At 54.7% G+C, this 17,898-nt stretch carries 22 protein-coding genes and 1 riboswitch; of the genes, 21 read left to right on the top strand and 1 reads right to left on the bottom strand.

What is annotated here, in order from left to right; all coding sequences use genetic code 11:
• The first annotated feature begins 6 nt into the window (after window positions 1–6).
• The 6 genes from ACZ439_RS13685 (at window position 7) to glyA (ending at window position 5,062) form a co-directional block, all read left to right on the top strand.
• The gene (locus ACZ439_RS13685) at window positions 7–1,065 is read left to right on the top strand and encodes an L-threonylcarbamoyladenylate synthase (RefSeq protein WP_464621131.1); all 1,059 of its coding nucleotides are present in this window, start codon (window positions 7–9) and stop codon (window positions 1,063–1,065) included.
• Between the two features lie 84 nt (window positions 1,066–1,149).
• A complete protein-coding gene (locus ACZ439_RS13690; RefSeq protein ID WP_127609117.1) occupies window positions 1,150–1,713 on the top strand; it encodes a manganese efflux pump MntP in 564 nt (187 codons plus the stop codon).
• A gap of 93 nt (window positions 1,714–1,806) precedes the next feature.
• Window positions 1,807–2,391, top strand: coding sequence for a low molecular weight protein arginine phosphatase (locus ACZ439_RS13695; protein ID WP_054796267.1), 585 nt, complete (start codon window positions 1,807–1,809; stop codon window positions 2,389–2,391).
• An 85-nt stretch (window positions 2,392–2,476) separates the two neighbouring features.
• Window positions 2,477–2,557: riboswitch (ZMP/ZTP riboswitch) on the top strand.
• Between the two features lie 105 nt (window positions 2,558–2,662).
• Entirely contained in the window at window positions 2,663–3,121 is a 459-nt protein-coding gene (gene rpiB, locus ACZ439_RS13700) for a ribose 5-phosphate isomerase B (RefSeq protein ID WP_054796268.1), read from the top strand.
• Window positions 3,122–3,140: 19 nt separating this feature from the next.
• Window positions 3,141–3,761, top strand: a complete 621-nt coding sequence (locus ACZ439_RS13705) for a TIGR01440 family protein (RefSeq protein WP_054796269.1) — start codon at window positions 3,141–3,143, stop codon at window positions 3,759–3,761.
• A 53-nt stretch (window positions 3,762–3,814) separates the two neighbouring features.
• Window positions 3,815–5,062: a serine hydroxymethyltransferase gene (glyA, locus tag ACZ439_RS13710; protein ID WP_054796270.1), complete on the top strand. Its 1,248-nt coding sequence runs from the start codon at window positions 3,815–3,817 to the stop codon at window positions 5,060–5,062.
• A 182-nt stretch (window positions 5,063–5,244) separates the two neighbouring features.
• On the opposite strand, the gene ACZ439_RS13715 is transcribed toward glyA, so the two are convergent.
• Window positions 5,245–6,009: a TrmB family transcriptional regulator gene (locus ACZ439_RS13715; RefSeq protein WP_054796271.1), complete on the bottom strand. Its 765-nt coding sequence runs from the start codon at window positions 6,007–6,009 to the stop codon at window positions 5,245–5,247.
• A 246-nt stretch (window positions 6,010–6,255) separates the two neighbouring features.
• Here ACZ439_RS13715 and upp point away from each other — a divergent pair, with 246 nt between their 5' ends.
• The 15 genes from upp to ACZ439_RS13790 all read left to right on the top strand — a co-directional run bounded on the left by upp (window position 6,256) and on the right by ACZ439_RS13790 (window position 17,897).
• Window positions 6,256–6,885 (top strand): uracil phosphoribosyltransferase, encoded by a 630-nt coding sequence (gene upp, locus ACZ439_RS13720; RefSeq protein WP_054796272.1) that lies wholly within the window; start codon window positions 6,256–6,258, stop codon window positions 6,883–6,885.
• A gap of 30 nt (window positions 6,886–6,915) precedes the next feature.
• On the top strand, window positions 6,916–8,058 hold the full coding sequence (gene wecB / locus ACZ439_RS13725; protein ID WP_054799355.1) for a non-hydrolyzing UDP-N-acetylglucosamine 2-epimerase: 1,143 nt from the start codon (window positions 6,916–6,918) through the stop codon (window positions 8,056–8,058).
• Window positions 8,059–8,338: 280 nt separating this feature from the next.
• Window positions 8,339–8,569 carry an AtpZ/AtpI family protein gene (locus tag ACZ439_RS13730; protein WP_127609115.1) on the top strand — a complete coding sequence of 77 codons (231 nt, stop codon included), beginning with the start codon at window positions 8,339–8,341 and terminating at the stop codon, window positions 8,567–8,569.
• A 4-nt stretch (window positions 8,570–8,573) separates the two neighbouring features.
• Complete coding sequence (locus tag ACZ439_RS13735; protein ID WP_141335934.1) at window positions 8,574–8,933, top strand: ATP synthase subunit I; 360 nt, start codon at window positions 8,574–8,576, stop codon at window positions 8,931–8,933.
• Window positions 8,934–8,966: 33 nt separating this feature from the next.
• Window positions 8,967–9,749 (top strand): F0F1 ATP synthase subunit A, encoded by a 783-nt coding sequence (gene atpB, locus ACZ439_RS13740; protein ID WP_054796274.1) that lies wholly within the window; start codon window positions 8,967–8,969, stop codon window positions 9,747–9,749.
• A gap of 41 nt (window positions 9,750–9,790) precedes the next feature.
• Window positions 9,791–10,006 carry a F0F1 ATP synthase subunit C gene (gene atpE, locus ACZ439_RS13745; protein WP_054796275.1) on the top strand — a complete coding sequence of 72 codons (216 nt, stop codon included), beginning with the start codon at window positions 9,791–9,793 and terminating at the stop codon, window positions 10,004–10,006.
• 84 nt (window positions 10,007–10,090) lie between these two features.
• On the top strand, window positions 10,091–10,576 hold the full coding sequence (gene atpF, locus ACZ439_RS13750) for a F0F1 ATP synthase subunit B (protein WP_127609113.1): 486 nt from the start codon (window positions 10,091–10,093) through the stop codon (window positions 10,574–10,576).
• Window positions 10,573–11,124, top strand: a complete 552-nt coding sequence (locus ACZ439_RS13755) for a F0F1 ATP synthase subunit delta (protein ID WP_054796276.1) — start codon at window positions 10,573–10,575, stop codon at window positions 11,122–11,124. Before atpF ends, ACZ439_RS13755 begins: the two co-directional genes overlap by 4 nt.
• Before the next feature lie 16 nt (window positions 11,125–11,140).
• A complete protein-coding gene (gene atpA, locus ACZ439_RS13760) occupies window positions 11,141–12,655 on the top strand; it encodes a F0F1 ATP synthase subunit alpha (protein ID WP_127609112.1) in 1,515 nt (504 codons plus the stop codon).
• Window positions 12,656–12,787: 132 nt separating this feature from the next.
• Window positions 12,788–13,645 (top strand): ATP synthase F1 subunit gamma, encoded by an 858-nt coding sequence (gene atpG, locus ACZ439_RS13765; protein WP_127609111.1) that lies wholly within the window; start codon window positions 12,788–12,790, stop codon window positions 13,643–13,645.
• Between the two features lie 145 nt (window positions 13,646–13,790).
• On the top strand, window positions 13,791–15,197 hold the full coding sequence (gene atpD, locus ACZ439_RS13770) for a F0F1 ATP synthase subunit beta (RefSeq protein ID WP_127609110.1): 1,407 nt from the start codon (window positions 13,791–13,793) through the stop codon (window positions 15,195–15,197).
• A 143-nt stretch (window positions 15,198–15,340) separates the two neighbouring features.
• Window positions 15,341–15,748 carry a F0F1 ATP synthase subunit epsilon gene (locus tag ACZ439_RS13775; protein WP_127609109.1) on the top strand — a complete coding sequence of 136 codons (408 nt, stop codon included), beginning with the start codon at window positions 15,341–15,343 and terminating at the stop codon, window positions 15,746–15,748.
• 390 nt (window positions 15,749–16,138) lie between these two features.
• Complete coding sequence (locus tag ACZ439_RS13780) at window positions 16,139–16,504, top strand: NADH-quinone oxidoreductase subunit A (RefSeq protein WP_127609108.1); 366 nt, start codon at window positions 16,139–16,141, stop codon at window positions 16,502–16,504.
• Window positions 16,489–17,007 (top strand): NuoB/complex I 20 kDa subunit family protein, encoded by a 519-nt coding sequence (locus ACZ439_RS13785; protein ID WP_464619783.1) that lies wholly within the window; start codon window positions 16,489–16,491, stop codon window positions 17,005–17,007. Before ACZ439_RS13780 ends, ACZ439_RS13785 begins: the two co-directional genes overlap by 16 nt.
• Window positions 17,004–17,897, top strand: coding sequence for an NADH-quinone oxidoreductase subunit C (locus ACZ439_RS13790; protein ID WP_464619784.1), 894 nt, complete (start codon window positions 17,004–17,006; stop codon window positions 17,895–17,897). The genes ACZ439_RS13785 and ACZ439_RS13790 overlap by 4 nt, the downstream gene beginning before the upstream one ends.
• Window position 17,898: the final 1 nt, after the last annotated feature.

A 17,898-nucleotide genomic window follows, 5' to 3' on the forward strand; every position in this document is an offset into this window, starting at 1 on the left:
TCGATGATGGAGACGAAGATATGGAAGACGGATGCGGCGCAGCCGGCCGCGCAGGCGCTGCAGGAAGCGGCGTCCTGGCTGCGGACCGGGCGAACGGTGGCGTTCCCGACGGAAACGGTCTACGGGCTCGGTGCGGATGCGCGCAATACGGAGGCCGTGTCCGCTATCTTTGCCGCCAAGGGCCGACCGTCTGACAATCCGCTGATTGTGCATATCGCCGACAGGTCTCAACTGGCCGAGCTGACCGCTCCGCCGGAGGAGGCCGTTTTGCGGTTGATGGACGCGTTCTGGCCGGGGCCGCTCACGATCGTGCTGCCGGCACGCCCGGGCGTGCTGTCGCCGCTCGTCACCGCCGGGCTGTCCAGCGTGGGCGTGCGCATGCCCGACCATCCGGTCGCGCTTGCGCTCATCGCCGCCGCCGGCTGCCCGGTCGCCGCGCCGAGCGCGAACCGCTCCGGGCGCCCGAGTCCGACGCAAGCGGCGCACGTGCTGCGCGACTTGGCCGGGCGCATCGACGGCGTCGTGGACGGCGGCACTGCAGGCGTCGGCCTTGAGTCCACCGTCGTCGAGCTGGCGGGCGACGCGCTGCACGTGCTGCGTCCGGGCGGCGTCACCGCAGGCGAGCTTCGCCGCGCGCTGCCTGCGGGCGTGCGCCTCGTGGAGGCGGTGGAGGCGCCCACCGCCCAAGAGACGCCGCGGGCGCCGGGCATGAAATATGCCCACTACGCGCCGCGTGGACAGCTCACGATCGTGCAGGGCGCCGATCGGCAGCAGGTGCTCGCGCGCATGCGGCGCGAGCTGGAGGCGGCGCACGCTCGCGGCGAACGCACGGGCGCGCTCGTCTTCGCTGAGCACGCGGATGCCGTGCAGGCCGACCATGCGGCCGTGTGCGGCCGCCTCTCCGACCTGGCGTCGATCGGGCGGGAGCTGTACGCGGCGCTCCGTTCGTTCGACGAGGCGGACGCCACGTTCATCGTGGCGGAGGCTTGTCCCGAGGAAGGGATTGGCGCCGCAGTCATGAACCGCCTGCGTAAAGCCGCAAGCGGCCGCATTTTACAAGTGTAAGGATCATGATGCTTCCTGCAGGAAGACATGTTTCCCCCTTGTCCCGCATAGGTTGGTTAGGAGTGGGACAGGGAGGTAGAAGGCATGGATTTGGCAGCACCGCTGTATTGGGGACAACTCGTGTCCACCGGCTTACTGGCGCTGGCCCTCGGATTGGATGCGCTATCGCTTGGCCTCGGCATTGGGATGAGAGGCATCCGCAAGCTGGATGTGTTGAAAATCAGTGTCGTGACCGCGCTCTTTCATATGGTCATGCCGCTGGCCGGCATGTGGACAGGCGGTTACTTGAGCGTGCTGCTCGGGAAAGTGGCGACGGTAGGCGGCGGTCTCCTGCTGGTGCTCCTTGGCGCACATATGGTGTACAGCGCGCTGCAGTCGAATGAAACGCGGGGCCACAACCACCGGAACTTTTGGGGATTGATGCTGTTCGCCTTCAGCGTTAGCATCGATTCGTTCTCCGTGGGCGTGTCGCTGGGGATGTTTGCCGGAGACGTGATGATGACGGTGCTGATGTTCGGCGCCGCCGGCGGTCTCATGTCGATCGCCGGATTGCTGCTCGGCCGGCGCGTGGGCGAGTGGACAGGCGAATACGGCGAGGCGCTGGGCGGCGTCATCTTGCTCGCCTTTGGCATTCATTTTTTGTTCTAAGCGCCTAGTTATCCATAATTGGGCGATTTTGAGGTAAACTAAGAAAGGCAGGACCATTCTTATCATAATGGATGAAGAAAGCGGGGAGAGAAGATGAACCGGATTTTGTTCGTATGTACAGGCAATACGTGCCGCAGTCCGATGGCGGAGGGGATCATGCGCAGCATATTGGCGGAAGCGGGGTTGTCCGACATCGAGGTTCGCTCGGCCGGCGTGTCGGCGTACCCGGGAACGCCGATCTCCGATCATGCCGCATCCGTGCTTTCCATGAAGGGCAGCAGCGGGCCGTCGGAATCGACGCTTCTGTCACAATCGCTGGTCGATTGGGCCGATTTGGTATTAACGATGACCTCCAGCCATAAAAGACATACGATCCAGCTGTACCCGGAAGCGGTCGATAAGGTGTATACGCTGAAAGAATATGTGCAGGATGACGCGGGAGCAGCGGTCAAAATCGCGGAAATCGAAACGCTGCTGACAGAGGTTCAGCTGAAGCAGGCGTTGTCCGAGCCGGTGACCGACGAGGAGCGCCGCCGTATCGAGGAACTGCAGCAAGAGGTGCCTTCGCACGATATCGCTGACCCGTATGGCGGCTCGCTTCGGATGTATCAGAGCGCAGCCCAAGAGATAGAGGAATGCTTAATCAAGCTGGCGGCGAAGCTGCGGGCGAACCGCTAACCGCCGGTCCGCTCTACGATTCGAAGCCGTAACAAGTTAGGCTTTACAGCCATCGCGGAATGGGATATGATAATTGTAACAACATCAGACCTGGTGTAACTGGCGACAAGTGGATTCAACCACGGTGGAGCATCGGGATATACGGCCGGTCGCCTGGGCAAAGAGCAGCATCACGCGGGATATCTCGCGTTGTGTCATGCTCTTTTTTCGTTTTTTTGCCGTCGCGTTTTGAGTTATAATGAAATGGACAATAGCGAGGAGGGCGAGAGAGATGAAAATTGCAATGGGTGCGGATCACGGCGGGTATCGGTTGAAGGATGTGATCAAGCCGTTCATTGAACAATTGGGTCACGAGGTCATCGACTACGGCTGCGATTGTTCCGATTCTGTCGATTATCCCGATTATGCGATTCCGGTCTGCGACGACGTGGTGTCGGGGAAAGCGGACAGAGGGATTCTGATCTGCGGCACCGGCATCGGGATGACCATTGCGGCGAATAAGGTGCCCGGCATCCGCTGTGCGCTTGTACATGATTTGTTCTCGGCGAAAGCGACGCGGGAGCATAACGATTCCAACGTGTTAGCAATGGGCGAACGCGTGATCGGTCCGGGGGTTGCCCTAGAGATTGTGAAAATTTGGCTGGAAACCGAATTTTCCAATGGAGAACGTCATAAGAACCGCGTCGGCAAAGTGAAGGCGCTTGAAGATAAATACGCGCTGCATCCGTAACCGGAGAGAGGGGCGCGACATGAACATTCCCAATATCGGACAAGATGCTTCCGCGGTTGCTCCGGATCTGACGATGGTCCGCTCGCAAGCGGAGACGATCCTGCGCGAGCTTGCCGCGGCAGGACACCTCGAGCCCGGACGGCTCTTGGTTATCGGGACAAGCACGAGCGAGGTGCTCGGACGGCATATCGGAACGTCGGGGAGCGAAGCGGTGGCCCGACAGTTGTACGAGGCGGTGGAAGCCGTGCGGGCGGACGCCGGGTTTTACCCGGTGTATCAGTGCTGCGAGCATTTGAACCGGGCGCTCGTCTTGGAGCGCGAGGCGATGGAGCGGTACGGCTTCGAGCAGGTAAGCGTCGTGCCGGTGCCGAAAGCCGGCGGGTCGATGGCTGCTTATGCTTATCGGCATTTACGGTCTGCCGTGGTCGTCGAGACGGTGCAGGCGCACGCGGGCGTCGATATCGGCGGGACGTTGATCGGGATGCACCTGAAGCGGGTGGCGGTTCCGTTCAAGCCGTCGGTGCGGCGGATCGGCGAAGCGTTCGTGCAGGCGGCGTTCACCCGTCCGAAGCTGATCGGGGGCGCCAGAGCGGTGTATGCGGCGGATATGCAGCAGCCTGCGAATGAAACCTGCGAATAAAGTAGAGAAACGACTCTGAATTTATATCTGACATCAACGGGAGGAACCTTATCATGGACTTTTTACGTAAACAAGATCCGAAAATCGTCGAAGCAATGAATCTGGAGCTCGGCCGTCAGCGCGATAAAATCGAGCTGATCGCTTCCGAGAACTTCGTGAGCCAAGCGGTGCTGGAAGCGATGGGTACCGTATTGACGAACAAATATGCGGAAGGCTACCCGAACAAGCGGTACTACGGCGGCTGCGAGTACGTCGATATCGTTGAAGATATCGCCCGCGACCGCGCGAAAGAGCTGTTCGGCGCCGAGCACGCTAACGTCCAGCCGCACTCCGGCGCGCAAGCCAACATGGCCGTATACCTGGCGGCTCTTCAACCCGGCGACACGGTTCTCGGCATGAACCTTGCGCATGGCGGTCACTTGACGCACGGCAGCCCGGTGAATGCCTCCGGCATTTTGTATAACTTCGTGGCGTATGGCGTTTCGGAGAAAGATTCCCGCATTGACTACGACGACGTCCGCAAAGCGGCGTTCAAACATAAGCCTCGTCTGATCGTAGCGGGCGCCAGCGCGTATCCGCGTACGATCGACTTTGAAGTGCTTGCGCAAATCGCGAACGATGTAGGCGCGCTGTTCATGGTTGACATGGCGCACATTGCCGGTCTCGTGGCGGCAGGCCTGCACCCGAATCCGGTGCCGCATGCGCACTTCGTGACGACGACGACGCACAAGACGCTCCGCGGTCCTCGGGGCGGCTTGATTCTGTGCCGCAAGCCGTGGGCGGCGGCGATCGATAAGGCTGTGTTCCCGGGCACGCAAGGCGGTCCTTTGATGCACGTCATCGCGTCGAAAGCGGTAGCGCTCGGCGAAGCGCTGCAGCCGGAATTCACGACTTACGCGCAGAACGTCGTGAACAACGCCAAAGTGTTGTCTGAAGGCTTGCTTGCCGAAGGCATCAACCTCGTGTCCGGCGGTACGGACAATCACTTGATGCTGATCGACCTGCGCAGCTTGAACATCTCGGGTAAAGACGCCGAGCACCTGCTCGACGAAGTCGGCGTGACATGCAACAAGAACGCGATTCCGTTCGACCCGACCAGCCCGTTCGTCACCAGCGGTATCCGCATCGGTACGCCGGCGGCGACTTCCCGCGGCATGGATCAAGAAGCGATGAAGACGATCGCGAAGATTATCGCATTGACTTTGAAAAACCCAACCGACGCCGCCGTACACGACCGAGTTCGCGGCATGGTGAAGGATTTGACAGCCCAATTCCCGCTGTATCCGGGCTTGAGCTACTAAGCGAATACGCACGGGGCCGTTATCCGGCCTGCCCAATAAAGACCGATTCTCGTCTGTCCGCGAGCGTCGGTCTTTATTTTTTGCCATTTATGCCGCAGCGGGAATCGGATGCCTGCTCTGGCGTAGTTCTCGGCTTCTCCCGGCAACCAGTGGAACTATACGCACACTTGCAGCGCCTCTCTTTACGAACCGGCCTCCAGCTTCTTATAATTGTCGCCGTATTTGGCTGCAAGCTGAGGACCGAAGTCGGCCTCGATTCTCAGCATCAGCACGTTGTGGTGATAGGCGTTCGTCAGCGTTTCAACGACGGCGGGGTGATCGGTCTCAAGCGCACTCGGCTTCATCGGTCCTCCGAAGCTTCCGAGCAGCGCGTACCGATGGTCGAACAACATGGTAAATTTACGCGGCTGCTCGGATGCAGGCTCATCGAACCGCCTATGGACGAGCACATGCTTCAGGCGGGTATTCACCTCGCCGAACGACATCAAGATGACGCGAACGCCTTTGTTCTCGGCGTAGACGAGCGCATCTTCCAGGCGCGGCAAGTCTTCGGACCCGATTTCGACGATGACGGAGGCCCGGGCGTTGGCCGTCATTCTTCGCGCCGCTTGCTCCAGCGCGTCTCCGCCTTCCCAATTGTAGAAGGACGGGGCCGTTCTCGGCGGAGTCCGCAGCTGATGAACCAAGCTGTCTGCCGCTTGCTCGAACTCCAGCCGCAGATGACCGACCAGCTGCTGGATCGGTACGGCGTCGTACCGGACCGGATCCCCTTCGATCATGCGGCATGCCCCTTTGTCAATTAAAGAACGCAAAGCCGCATACACGTTCGTACGGGAGACCGACACGCGTTTCGCCACTTCATAGCCGGATAGCTTCGATTGTTCATGAAGCGTCAAATAGCAGCGGGATTCCAAATCGGACAAGCCGATCTTTTTCAATAATTCCATAGGGACACCTGCTTCCTAATACTTGGGTGGTATGTCATAATACTGCCTATTCGGGAAGCTGTCGTCAAGCGGGCAAACCAACACGTACAACTGTTCCACGTGGATCAAATTCGGGGCAAATGTATATTTTTTACGACAGTTGGGATAAGTTCATGCACTTGTGGTATAATAGACGAGATTTGGCGAAAAAAGCTTATAAAAAGCGGTTTGTCGCGCATTTTTAGCGTTTTAGGGGGAAGCTTAGGCATGGGAAAAGTATTCGTTTGCGATCATCCGCTCATTCAGCACAAATTAACGTATATTCGGGATGAGAACACAACGACGAAAGATTTTCGAGAGCTTGTAGACGAAGTGGCGACTTTGATGGCTTATGAGATAACGAGAGATATTCCGCTTGAAAAGGTTGAGGTGCGTACGCCAGTGACTACGGCAGAGGGCCGTGTCATCTCCGGGCGGATGCTGGGATTGATTCCTATCCTGCGTGCCGGACTCGGCATGGTGGATGGCATCCTGAAGCTTGTGCCGGCTGCGAAAGTCGGGCATATCGGTTTGTATCGCGACCCGGATACACTCGAGCCGGTCGAATATTACGCGAAGCTGCCGACCGACGTTCAGGAGCGGGAGCTTATCGTGATCGACCCGATGCTTGCTACGGGGGGATCGGCCAATGCGGCGCTGACGGCGCTCAAGAACCGGGGCTGCACCCAGATAAAGCTGATGTGCCTGATTGCCGCGCCGGAGGGCGTTCAAGCCGTGCAGCAAGCGCATCCCGATGTCGACCTCTATGTGGCGGCCATTGACGATTATTTGAATGATCACGGGTATATCGTGCCCGGTTTAGGGGATGCCGGGGACCGTTTATTCGGCACGAAATAATTTTCGGTGGGGAAAGGGGAAGCCGTATCCATGAAAAAGACGAAAATCATTACGATTTTCGGGACTAGACCCGAAGCGATTAAGATGGCTCCGCTGGTGAAGGAGCTGGAGAAGCATTCGGAGCAGATCGAGTCGCTTGTTTGCGTAACAGCGCAGCATCGGCAAATGCTTGACCAGGTGCTCGACATTTTCAATATTAAACCGAACTACGATCTGGATGTCATGAAGGATCGTCAGACATTGAACGAGATTACAATCCGGGTGCTGCAAGGGCTTGATCCGGTGTTCAAGCAAGAGAAGCCCGATATGATTCTCGTTCACGGCGATACGCTGACCACCTTCCTTGCGAGTTATGCGGCGTTCCTGCATCAAATTCAAGTCGGCCACGTGGAAGCAGGTCTGCGTACCTGGAACAAGCTGTCTCCTTATCCGGAGGAAATGAACCGGCAGTTGACCGGCGTGCTGGCCGATCTGCACTTTGCGCCGACCGGCTGGTCTGCGGGCAACTTGCGGAAGGAGAACAAGCCGGAGGATCGGATTCATATTACCGGAAACACGGTGACGGACGTGTTCCAATACACGGTGCGGGAACAATTTGCGCATCCTGTGCTCGATTGGGCGGCCGGCAAGCGTCTTGTGCTGATGACGGCGCATCGCCGGGAATCGCAGGGAGAGCCGCACCGTCAGGTGTTCCGCGCAATAAGGCGCATCGCCGACGAGTTCGACGACATCGCGATCGTATATCCGGTGCATCCGAGCCCGGCCGTGAAGGAACCGGCCTACGAGCTGCTCAGCGGTCATGACCGGATTAAACTGATTGAACCGCTCGACGTGTTCGAGTTCCACAATTTTTATCCGCACGCGCATCTGATCTTGACGGACTCCGGCGGCTTACAGGAAGAAGCGCCTTCTTTCGGCGTGCCTGTCCTTGTGCTGCGGGAGACGACCGAGCGTCCGGAGGGCATCGAGGCGGGAACGCTCGAGCTGGTCGGTACGGATGAGACGAACGTGTACGAACGGACTAAAGCACTGCTGAGCAATGCGGACCTGTACGATCGCATGAGCCGTTCGGCGAATCCATATGGCGACGGCAAAGCGTCCGGACGCATCGTCGAAGCAATTTTATATCACTTCGGACAGCGCTCTGAAAGGCCGCAAACTTTCCAACCGTGACAATCTGATGACAAACGATACAGCATACAGTTGCACTGTTTGGTTTGAAATGCCGAAAACCCTTGTTCTATCGGGCTTTTTGTGATTTATGTCATAGATGATAAGCAAACTTGTCCAATTGACAAAGATCACTTTACTTAGATAAAATAAACTAGGATTTGGGTTAGAGTTACGAGTCGATCGACCAACCGGCTCAGTGTGTAGCTGTGTGAACGGTTGCAATCCTATGGGACGGCCGCAGGCAGGAGTCTTTTCCGGCGCACGTCCAAAAGGAAGGGTTATGAAACGGCAAAATTCCAATGACAATCCATGGCGTGCCGCTGCGCTCGTCAGCGCTCTGGGAGTTGATGTTGTTTTTTGTACGGCAGCCGGTTATTGGGTTGGGAGCTGGACCGGAACACATCTAGGCAGTCTGAAAGCTTGGGTTATCGGCGGGGTGCTGGTCGGGTTCGCGGTTGGAATCCTGACGTCCATACTGGTTGTGAAAAAGTTTCTGGAGGATAAGCCGTAGAGACATGAAGGACCAGTTGAAAGTAATCGCCCGCATCGCCTTATTCATGATTTCCGCCCTGCTGCTTGTCTGGGCCTTTTTGCCTGCGTACCGGACGTACGCTTCCGGATTCATCCTCGGAACATTGGCCAGCCTGACTAACGCCTGGCTGCTGATCCTGAAGATCGAAACGTTGTCCAAGCTCACCGAGCAGGAAGGAAGAAAGCGCGTGAATCTCGGGACGCTTTCCCGGATGTGCGTAGCTCTTCTGGCCGTCATGATCGCCGTGAAATACCCGCAGTTCAATCTCGTATTCACCATCGCTGGATTATTTTCGGTCCAATTGGCAACACTCCTGATGGGTTATCTTTTTATTAAAAAATAATCATGAAATTCTTGGAAAGGAGGAAAATATCAGATGCATCATTTTCCGGTGTGGCAAATTGGCGGGTTAAATATCGACCTCTCCACGTTTCTGGGGATTATCGTCTCCTGCTTGATTGTGTTCATCTTGGCGCGTTTGTCTGTGAGAAATTTATCCGTAACAAATCCGTCCAAAATGCAAAATTTCATGGAATGGGTCATTGAATTCGTGCATGGCATTATAGCGAGCACGATGCCTTTAAACCGAGTGAAGCCTTACGTTGCGCTTGGGATGACGATCATTATGTTCATATTTGTATCCAACCTGCTTGGACTGCCGTTCGGTCTTGTTTTCTCTTATACGGAGCCATTATCTTTTCTAGGCTATCCGATCATTACAGAGGAAATGATTCATAATGCGCATGGCGGGCACGGATACGAACTGGCTTGGTGGAAGTCACCTACAGCGGATGTCTCCGTTACCTTCGGCTTGGCGATCATCGTGTTCTTCCTGATTCATTATTTGGGATTGAAACAGAACACCAAGCATTACCTGAAACACTATTTCGAGCCGTTCTGGTTCTTCTTCCCGCTTAACGTTATCAAAGAGATTTCCAAGCCCCTTACGCTCGGTTTGCGTTTGTACGCGAACATTTTTGCGGGCGAGGTGTTGATTGCCACGATTTTGATGGCAGGTATTGCCGGAACGCCGCTCTTGATGGCATGGCAAGGCTTCAGTATTTTCGTCGGAGCCATTCAAGCGTTCCTGTTCACTATTCTCACCATGGTTTACATTTCGCAGGCTACCGTTCACGACGAGAGTCACGATAGCCACTAGCATGAAACTATAAAAACAAAATTATTGAGGAGGATTTTAAAATGGAATTTTTGGCAGCAGCATTAGCAATCGGTTTGGGTGCACTTGGCGCAGGTATCGGTAACGGTATGATCGTAAGCAAAACAGTTGAAGGGATCTCCCGTCAGCCTGAATTGCGCGGTACGTTGCAAACAACGATGTTTATCGGGGTCGGTATCGTAGAGGTTGTTCCGATCATCGGCGTCGTACTCGGATTCCTGATCTTCTTCGGTGCTTAATTCCATGACGATTAGGTTTGGCGCGGAAGGCCTGAGCCATCCACGCCTTCGTTTTGCCTAAAATGACTGAAAGGAGTGGCATAGATGAGTTGGCATTGGGAATCGTTCGTGTTTGCGATCATAGCATTTGTGGTGCTCTACTGGCTCCTCAATAAGTACGCCTTCGGACCTTTGTTCGGGATTATGGAAGAGCGCAGACGCATCGTCGCTGAGCAAATTTCGAAAACGGAGCAAGACCGCAAAGCGGCCGAAAGCTTGCTTGCGGAGCAAAAAGAAGCTATGCAGAACGTGCGTAAGGAAGCCCAGACTATTCTGGAGCAAGCCCGCGCGATGAGCAATAAACAAAGTCAGGACATTATCGATCAAGCGAAAGAGGAAGCGGTTCGTTTGAAAGAAGAGGCTGTCCGTGATATCGAGACGGAGAAAAATAAAGCTGTTGCTTCTTTGAGAAATGAAGTCAGCGCGATGTCCGTTCTCATCGCTTCCAAAATTATTGAGAAGCAAATCGATGAGAAATCGCAAGAAGAGCTGGTTGAACACTATCTGAAAGAAGTAGGGGGCAAGCAATGAGCAAGGATACTGTTGTAGCCAAAAGGTATGCAAAGGCCTTGTTCGAAATCGCCCGCGACCAAAATCGCATCAGTCCAATTGAAGAAGAGCTGCAGGCTGTTGTTTCGGCTCTGCGCAGCAATGAAGACTTCTACAAGCTGATCGTTCATCCGGGGCTTGCCGCTTCGGCCAAGAACGAGATCCTTCAACAAGTATTCGGCGCTCAATTGTCGGAGACGGTTTTGAACACGCTTATGCTTCTTGTCGACAAAGGCCGTGAGGAGCTGCTCGAAGCCTTGGTCGATTATTATTCGGCCATAGCGAATGAATCGCTGGGACAAGCGCGCGCGATCGTTTATACGCCGGTTGCTTTATCCGAGCAGGAACTTCAGCAAGTAGCCAGCACATTTTCCACATTGACAAGCAAACAAATCCGCGTGGAATCGGTTATTGATAAAAGCTTGCTAGGCGGCCTTCAAATCCGCGTCGGCGACCGTCTGTACGACGGCAGCTTGTCCGGCAAGCTCAAGCGTTTGGAAAGAACCTTGAATCAATCTCAAGCACTGTAGATAGGGGTGAGGATCGTTGAGTATCAAACCTGAAGAAATCAGCACATTGATTAAACAACAGATTGAGAACTATAAATCGGAAATTCAAGTCGTTGACGTTGGTACAGTCATTCAGGTCGGTGACGGTATCGCCCGCGCACACGGCTTGGAGAACGTCATGGCAGGTGAGCTGCTCGAGTTTTCCAACGGGGTTCTGGGCTATGCCTTTAACCTTGAGGAAAGCAACGTCGGTATCGTTATTCTCGGACCTTACACGGATATCCGTGAAGGCGATCCGGTGAAACGTACCGGCAGGATCATGGAGGTTCCGGTAGGCGAGGCGCTTCTCGGCCGCGTCGTGAACGCACTTGGTCAACCGGTTGACGGCAGAGGTCCAATCGAAACGACGACTTTCCGTCCGGTTGAATCTCCGGCACCAGGCGTTATGGCCCGTAAATCGGTTCATGAGCCTATGCAAACCGGTATTAAAGCTATCGACGCGATGATTCCTGTCGGCCGCGGTCAGCGCGAGTTGATCATCGGGGACCGTCAAACCGGTAAAACGTCGATCGCGATCGATACGATCATCAACCAAAAAGGCAACGGCGTGAAATGTATCTACGTTGCTATCGGTCAAAAACAATCGACGGTTGTCGGCGTTGTCGAGCAATTGCGTAAAGCAGGCGCTCTCGATTACACGATCGTCGTTACGGCTTCGGCTTCCGAGCCATCCCCGATGCTGTGGCTTGCTCCTTATGCGGGCTGCGCGATGGGTGAATACTTCATGTACAAAGGCGAGCACGTCCTGATCGTATACGACGACTTGACTAAACAAGCGGCTGCCTACCGTGAGCTGTCCTTGCTGCTTCGCCGTCCTCCGGGCCGGGAAGCATATCCGGGCGACGTGTTCTACTTGCACTCCCGTTTGCTGGAGCGCGCTGCGAAATTGAGCGACGAGCTGGGCGGAGGTTCCTTGACCGCGCTGCCGTTCATCGAAACGCAAGCGGGCGACGTCTCCGCTTACATTCCGACGAACGTGATCTCGATCACGGACGGACAGATCTTCCTTGAATCCGACTTGTTCTACTCCGGCCAACGTCCGGCGGTTAACGTCGGTATCTCGGTTTCCCGGGTAGGGGGTTCCGCTCAAACGAAAGCGATGAAAAAAGTTGCCGGTACACTCCGTGTCGACTTGGCTCAATACCGTGAGCTCGCGGCGTTCGCTCAGTTCGGATCGGACCTCGATAAAGCGACGCAAACTCGCTTGAACCGTGGTGTTCGTACGCTGGAAATTTTGAAACAAGGCGTAAACCAACCGTTGACGCTCGAAAGACAAGTAGCGTCCTTATACACGGTTGTTAAAGGCCACCTGGACGATATTCCGGTTCAAGACGTACGTCGTTTCGAAGAAGAATTCCTTTCTTTCCTCGATTCCAGCCGTGCGGAAATTTTGAACAGCATCCGCGACACGAAAGACTTGACTGCGGATAATGAAAAAGCATTGTCGGAAGCGATCCAACAATTCAAAAAAGGATTTGCTCCTTCGGCATAAACGATAGTACGGCAAGCTTGGAATCAATCTTTTCTACAGCAGGCTTCTCCTCCCGGTGAATGACCATCCAAGGCGACAACGCCAGGTGCCTCTTCCTCGCCGGGAAGGGCCTCGAAAGAGAGGTGAGCAAGTATGGCAAAAGGAATGCGCGAGATTAAGCGTCAAATCAAATCCACACAAAATACGAAGCAAATCACCCGGGCGATGGAAATGGTGGCGGCTGCGAACTTGAGAAGAGCGCAGCAATCGGCCGAATCCGCACGACCTTACGCGGATAAGCTGAAGGAAGTGGTCGGAAGCATCGCTGCAGGCACCAAGGGTGTGAAGCACCCGATGCTGCAAACCCGTGAAGTGAAAAAGACCGGCTATCTGGTCATCACATCGGACCGCGGGCTTGCCGGTGGTTATAATGCGAACGTATTGCGTAAAGTGGCCTCCGAAATTCGCGAGAACCACAAGTCGACGGACGAATACACCATTTTCGTCATCGGCCGTAAAGGTCGCGACTTCTTCAAGAAACGGAATATGCCGATCACGGATGAAGTCACCGGAGTTCCGGATTTGCCGAGCTTCGCGGACATTAAGTCGATCGCATACGCAGCCGTTGCGAAATTCGAGCAGGGTGAATACGACCAGTTGTTCCTGGTGTATAACCAGTTCAAGAACGCAATGACCCAAATTCCGACGATTAAGCGTCTCCTGCCTTTGGATGACGTGTCCGGAACGACGACGGCCAGTTACGAGTATGAACCGTCGCCGGAAGGCGTACTGGAAGTTCTGCTTCCTAAGTATGCTGAAACGCTTATTTACAGTGCGGTTCTGGAAGGAAAAGCAAGTGAGTTCGGTGCGCGGATGTCGGCTATGAACAGCGCGACCAAAAACGCAACGAAGATGATCAGCACGTACACGCTTGCTTACAACCGGGCGCGTCAAGCTTCGATCACGCAGGAGATTTCCGAGATCGTCGCAGGCGCGAACGCAAGCAGTTAAGCGGTGTAAATAAGACGAAGGCTTTGCTGGGCAAAGCTTGAAATAGGTTCAAGAAATGCTTACGAAGTCGTTTTGCTGAGGCAAAACAGAGTTAATGCTTACGATGCGGTTTTTGCTTACAGCAAAAACCTGGAGGAGGGAAAACATGAGCAAGGGGCGCGTTGTGAATATCACAGGGCCGGTCGTCGACATCGAGTTCGAGCGTGGGCACCTCCCTGAGATTCTTAATGCAATTCGAATTGAAACAAAAGCGCAAGACAACGGCGGGCAAGACATTAGCCTGACGGTTGAAGCGGCTGTTCACCTTGGCGACAACATGGTTCGCTGCGTTGCGATGTCTTCCACGGACGGATTGGTTCGCGGTGCGGAAGCTGTCGATACCGGCGCTGCGATTTCCGTACCTGTAGGGCCGGCTACGCTCGGCCGCGTGTTTAATGTACTGGGTGAGCCGATCGACGGAAATGCTACCGTAGACCGTACACTGACGAGCCCGATCCACAAATCGGCTCCTGCATTCGACAATTTGTCGACGAAAGCCGAAATCCTGGAAACGGGGATTAAAGTTATCGACCTGATGGCTCCTTATGCCAAGGGTGGTAAAATCGGTCTCTTCGGTGGTGCCGGTGTAGGTAAAACCGTAACAATGCAAGAGTTGATTCATAACATCGCGCAAGAGCACGGCGGTATCTCCGTATTCGCCGGCGTAGGCGAGAGAACTCGTGAAGGTAATGACCTTTACCACGAGATGAAGGAATCCGGCGTTATTTCGAAAACGGCGATGGTATTCGGCCAAATGAACGAGCCGCCGGGTGCGCGTCTTCGCGTAGCCTTGTCCGGCTTGACCATGGCGGAGTACTTCCGTGACGAGGAAGGCCGTGACGTTCTTCTGTTTATCGACAACATCTTCCGCTTTACTCAAGCGGGTTCCGAGGTTTCGGCCTTGCTGGGCCGTATGCCATCCGCGGTAGGTTACCAGCCGACGCTGGCAACCGAGATGGGTCAATTGCAAGAGCGGATCACCTCGACCAAAAAAGGTTCTGTTACTTCCATCCAAGCGATCTACGTTCCGGCGGACGACTATACCGACCCGGCTCCGGCAACGGCATTTGCCCACTTGGATGCAACGACGAACTTGGAGCGCAGCATCGCGGCAGCGGGTATTTTCCCAGCCGTTGACCCGCTGGCTTCTTCTTCCCGTATCTTGACGCCGGAAATTCTTGGCGAAGAGCACTACGCGGTATCGCAAGGCGTAAAACAAATTTTGCAGCGCTATAAAGAGCTTCTCGATATCATCGCGATCTTGGGTATGGACGAGTTGTCCGATGAGGACAAATTGGTCGTACACCGCGCTCGTCGCTTGCGCCTGTTCTTGTCTCAGCCGCTTCACGTGGCCGAGGCGTTTAACGGGATCCCGGGCTTATACGTTCCGGTTAAAGACACGATCCGCAGCTTCCGTGCAATCTTGGACGGCCAATACGACCATCTTCCGGAGCCGGCGTTCCATAACGTCGGTACGATCGAAGACGCGGTCGAAAAAGCAAAAACACTGTAATTGAAACATCGTGCCTATGCCCACTCCCGTCTGGGGGCGGGCATAGGTATACATGAGGCTTACGAGGTGACATTCTGCCGAATGTCCTTAGTTATTGCTTACGAAGCGGTTTTCTGACGAAAACCCTTAGGAGGGGAATCCAAGTGAGCACATTCCTGCTGGAAATCGTAACTCCTGAGCGTAAAGTGTACGCCGAAGAGGTGAACATGATTATCGTAAAGGGAGTCGAAGGAGAGCTTGGTATTCTGCCGAATCACATTCCGCTGGTCACTCCGCTCAAAATCGCACCGATTACCGTAAAGAAGCAAGGGTCGAAAGACGAAATCCTCGCGGTGAACGGCGGTTTTATGGAAGTGCGCAAGGATAAGGTGGTTATACTGGCGGAAAGCGCCGAGCTGCCGGGACAAATCGACGTCGACCGGGCGAAAGCCGCTAAGGAACGCGCCGAGAAGCGTTTGAAAGACGCCAAGCAAGAAAATCTCGATTTCAAACGCGCCGAGCTGGCTTTACAGCGAGCTGTTAACCGGCTGGACGTTTCCGGAAAAAAATAAAAATGTGAGCTAAGCGGGGGAACGACAGTTCCCTCGCTTTTTCACTTTAATCCGAAAATAGGGATGATGGAATACTACCCGGTGTGTAAGAAACGAAGGCTTCGCATTTTTTTATAACGAATCTTAGATTGCGGGAATAACATATGTTGTGTGTCTAAACGGTTTGAGAACCGTTGGAATTGCTCAAAAATGTTAGACACCCCAAAAGCCATTTGATATAATTGGAAAGGCACATATTAACAATTTTTGTGGAAATAATAAGAAAGCTTTTGATCGAAGCCCTTGCGATGAGAAGACAGTCGTCATCGGCTGTAGCGCGGAAGTTCGACGCCGGGTTTCCGCAGAGCCGGATAAGGGCATAATGATACATAGGGAGGCGGTTCGTTCACGATGTACATGAACAATTACGTGGTCGTAGCGATTTTTCTCTTCTTAGGCGTGTTGCTTCCGATTGCAGCGCTTACAATTGGTCGATTATTAAGGCCGCACAAGCCGGTTGAAGAAAAATACACAACGTATGAAAGCGGTAACGAACCGGTTGGAGAAGGGCAAGTTCGCTTTAACATCCGCTACTATTTGTTTGCTCTGATGTTCGTCATTTTTGATGTGGAAACTGCATTTCTTTATCCTTGGGCCGTTGCATATAAGCAATTAGGCTTGTTTGCGCTTGTGGAGATGTGTATATTCGTTGCGCTGCTCATCATAGGTTTACTTTACGCCTGGAAGAAGAAGGTGCTGCAATGGACTTCAATTTAGAAAAAATTACTCCGGAAGAGCGTCAAGAAATGGAACGCACGGTGTTCATGACCACTTTGGAACAGGTCAAGGGCTGGGCGAGAAGCAACTCGCTGTGGCCGCTTACCTTTGGGCTCGCCTGTTGTGCGATAGAGATGATGGGCACAGGCGGCTCGCATTATGATTTGGACCGATTCGGCGTTATTTTCCGGACGTCTCCGCGGCAATCGGATGTGATGATCGTTGCCGGTACGGTAACGAAGAAGATGGCGCCGGTGCTGCGCCGGTTATACGAGCAAATGCCTGAGCCGAAATGGGTGATCGCGATGGGTTCCTGTGCGACGGCGGGCGGTCCGTACGTCAAATCGTATGCTGTGGTAAAGGGCGTCGACCAGATCGTTCCGGTAGACGTCTATATCCCTGGCTGTCCGCCGAATCCGGCCGCGCTGATCTACGGGATCAACAAGCTGCAGGAGAAAATACGCTATGAGGCGAAAACCGGTAAGCAGGTGACCAATCGATGAGTGAGGACCAAAAGCGCAATCGACCCGAAGCAGCCGGCACCGGTATGAGCGGTGAACCGCAAAAGGTAGAGGGCGCCGAAATCACCAAAACGGGCGGAGCGGGCGAGCCGCCGGGCGGGTACGCGGGTGCGAATCCACCTGCAGCGGAACAAGCCGAGGCGGAGAAGGCGGCCTCGACCGATGCGGATAAAGAGGCGAAGATCAGAGCGGCTGCAGAAGCCAGAGCCGCTAGAGCGGCTGAACGGGCGGCCAAAGCTGCCGAAGCAGGGGACGCCCCGGAGGCGGAGAAGGCAGCCCCGACGGATGAGGAGAAGGAAGCCAAGGCTAAGGCGGCTGCGGAGGCTAGAGCGGCTAGAGCCCGCGAACGGGCGGCTAAGACGGAAGCAGCGGCTCCGGATGCTCCCAAAGAACCGTCGCCGAATCAGCCGCTGCTCGATCGTTTCGTAACGATCCTGAAAGAGAATTTCGGTGAAGTGGTCGAGGAAGCTTTCATTAATGAAAAGGGCGGCCATCTCCCTTATGTGGTGCTCAAAGGCGAGGTTTGGCCGGAAGCCGCGCATCTGTTGAAAAATCATATGGAATTAAAATTAAATTATTTGCGCAACCTGTCCGGCGTTGATATGGAAACTCATATGGAAGTAGCGTATCATCTGATCTCGCTGGAAACGAAGCGGGAGTACTGCGTGAAGATCAAGACGAATCGGGAGACGCCATCGATTCCGTCCGTGACACCCGTTTGGCCGACGGCGAATTGGAATGAGCGCGAAGCCTACGATTTATTCGGAATCGATTTCCCGGGTCATCCCGACCTGCGACGTATCATGATGGCCGACGACTGGGTTGGCTATCCGCTGCGCAAAGATTATGAGCCGCTCGACCCGGAGGTGTAAT

This window comes from Paenibacillus sp. JCM 9796 (assembly GCF_055379675.1).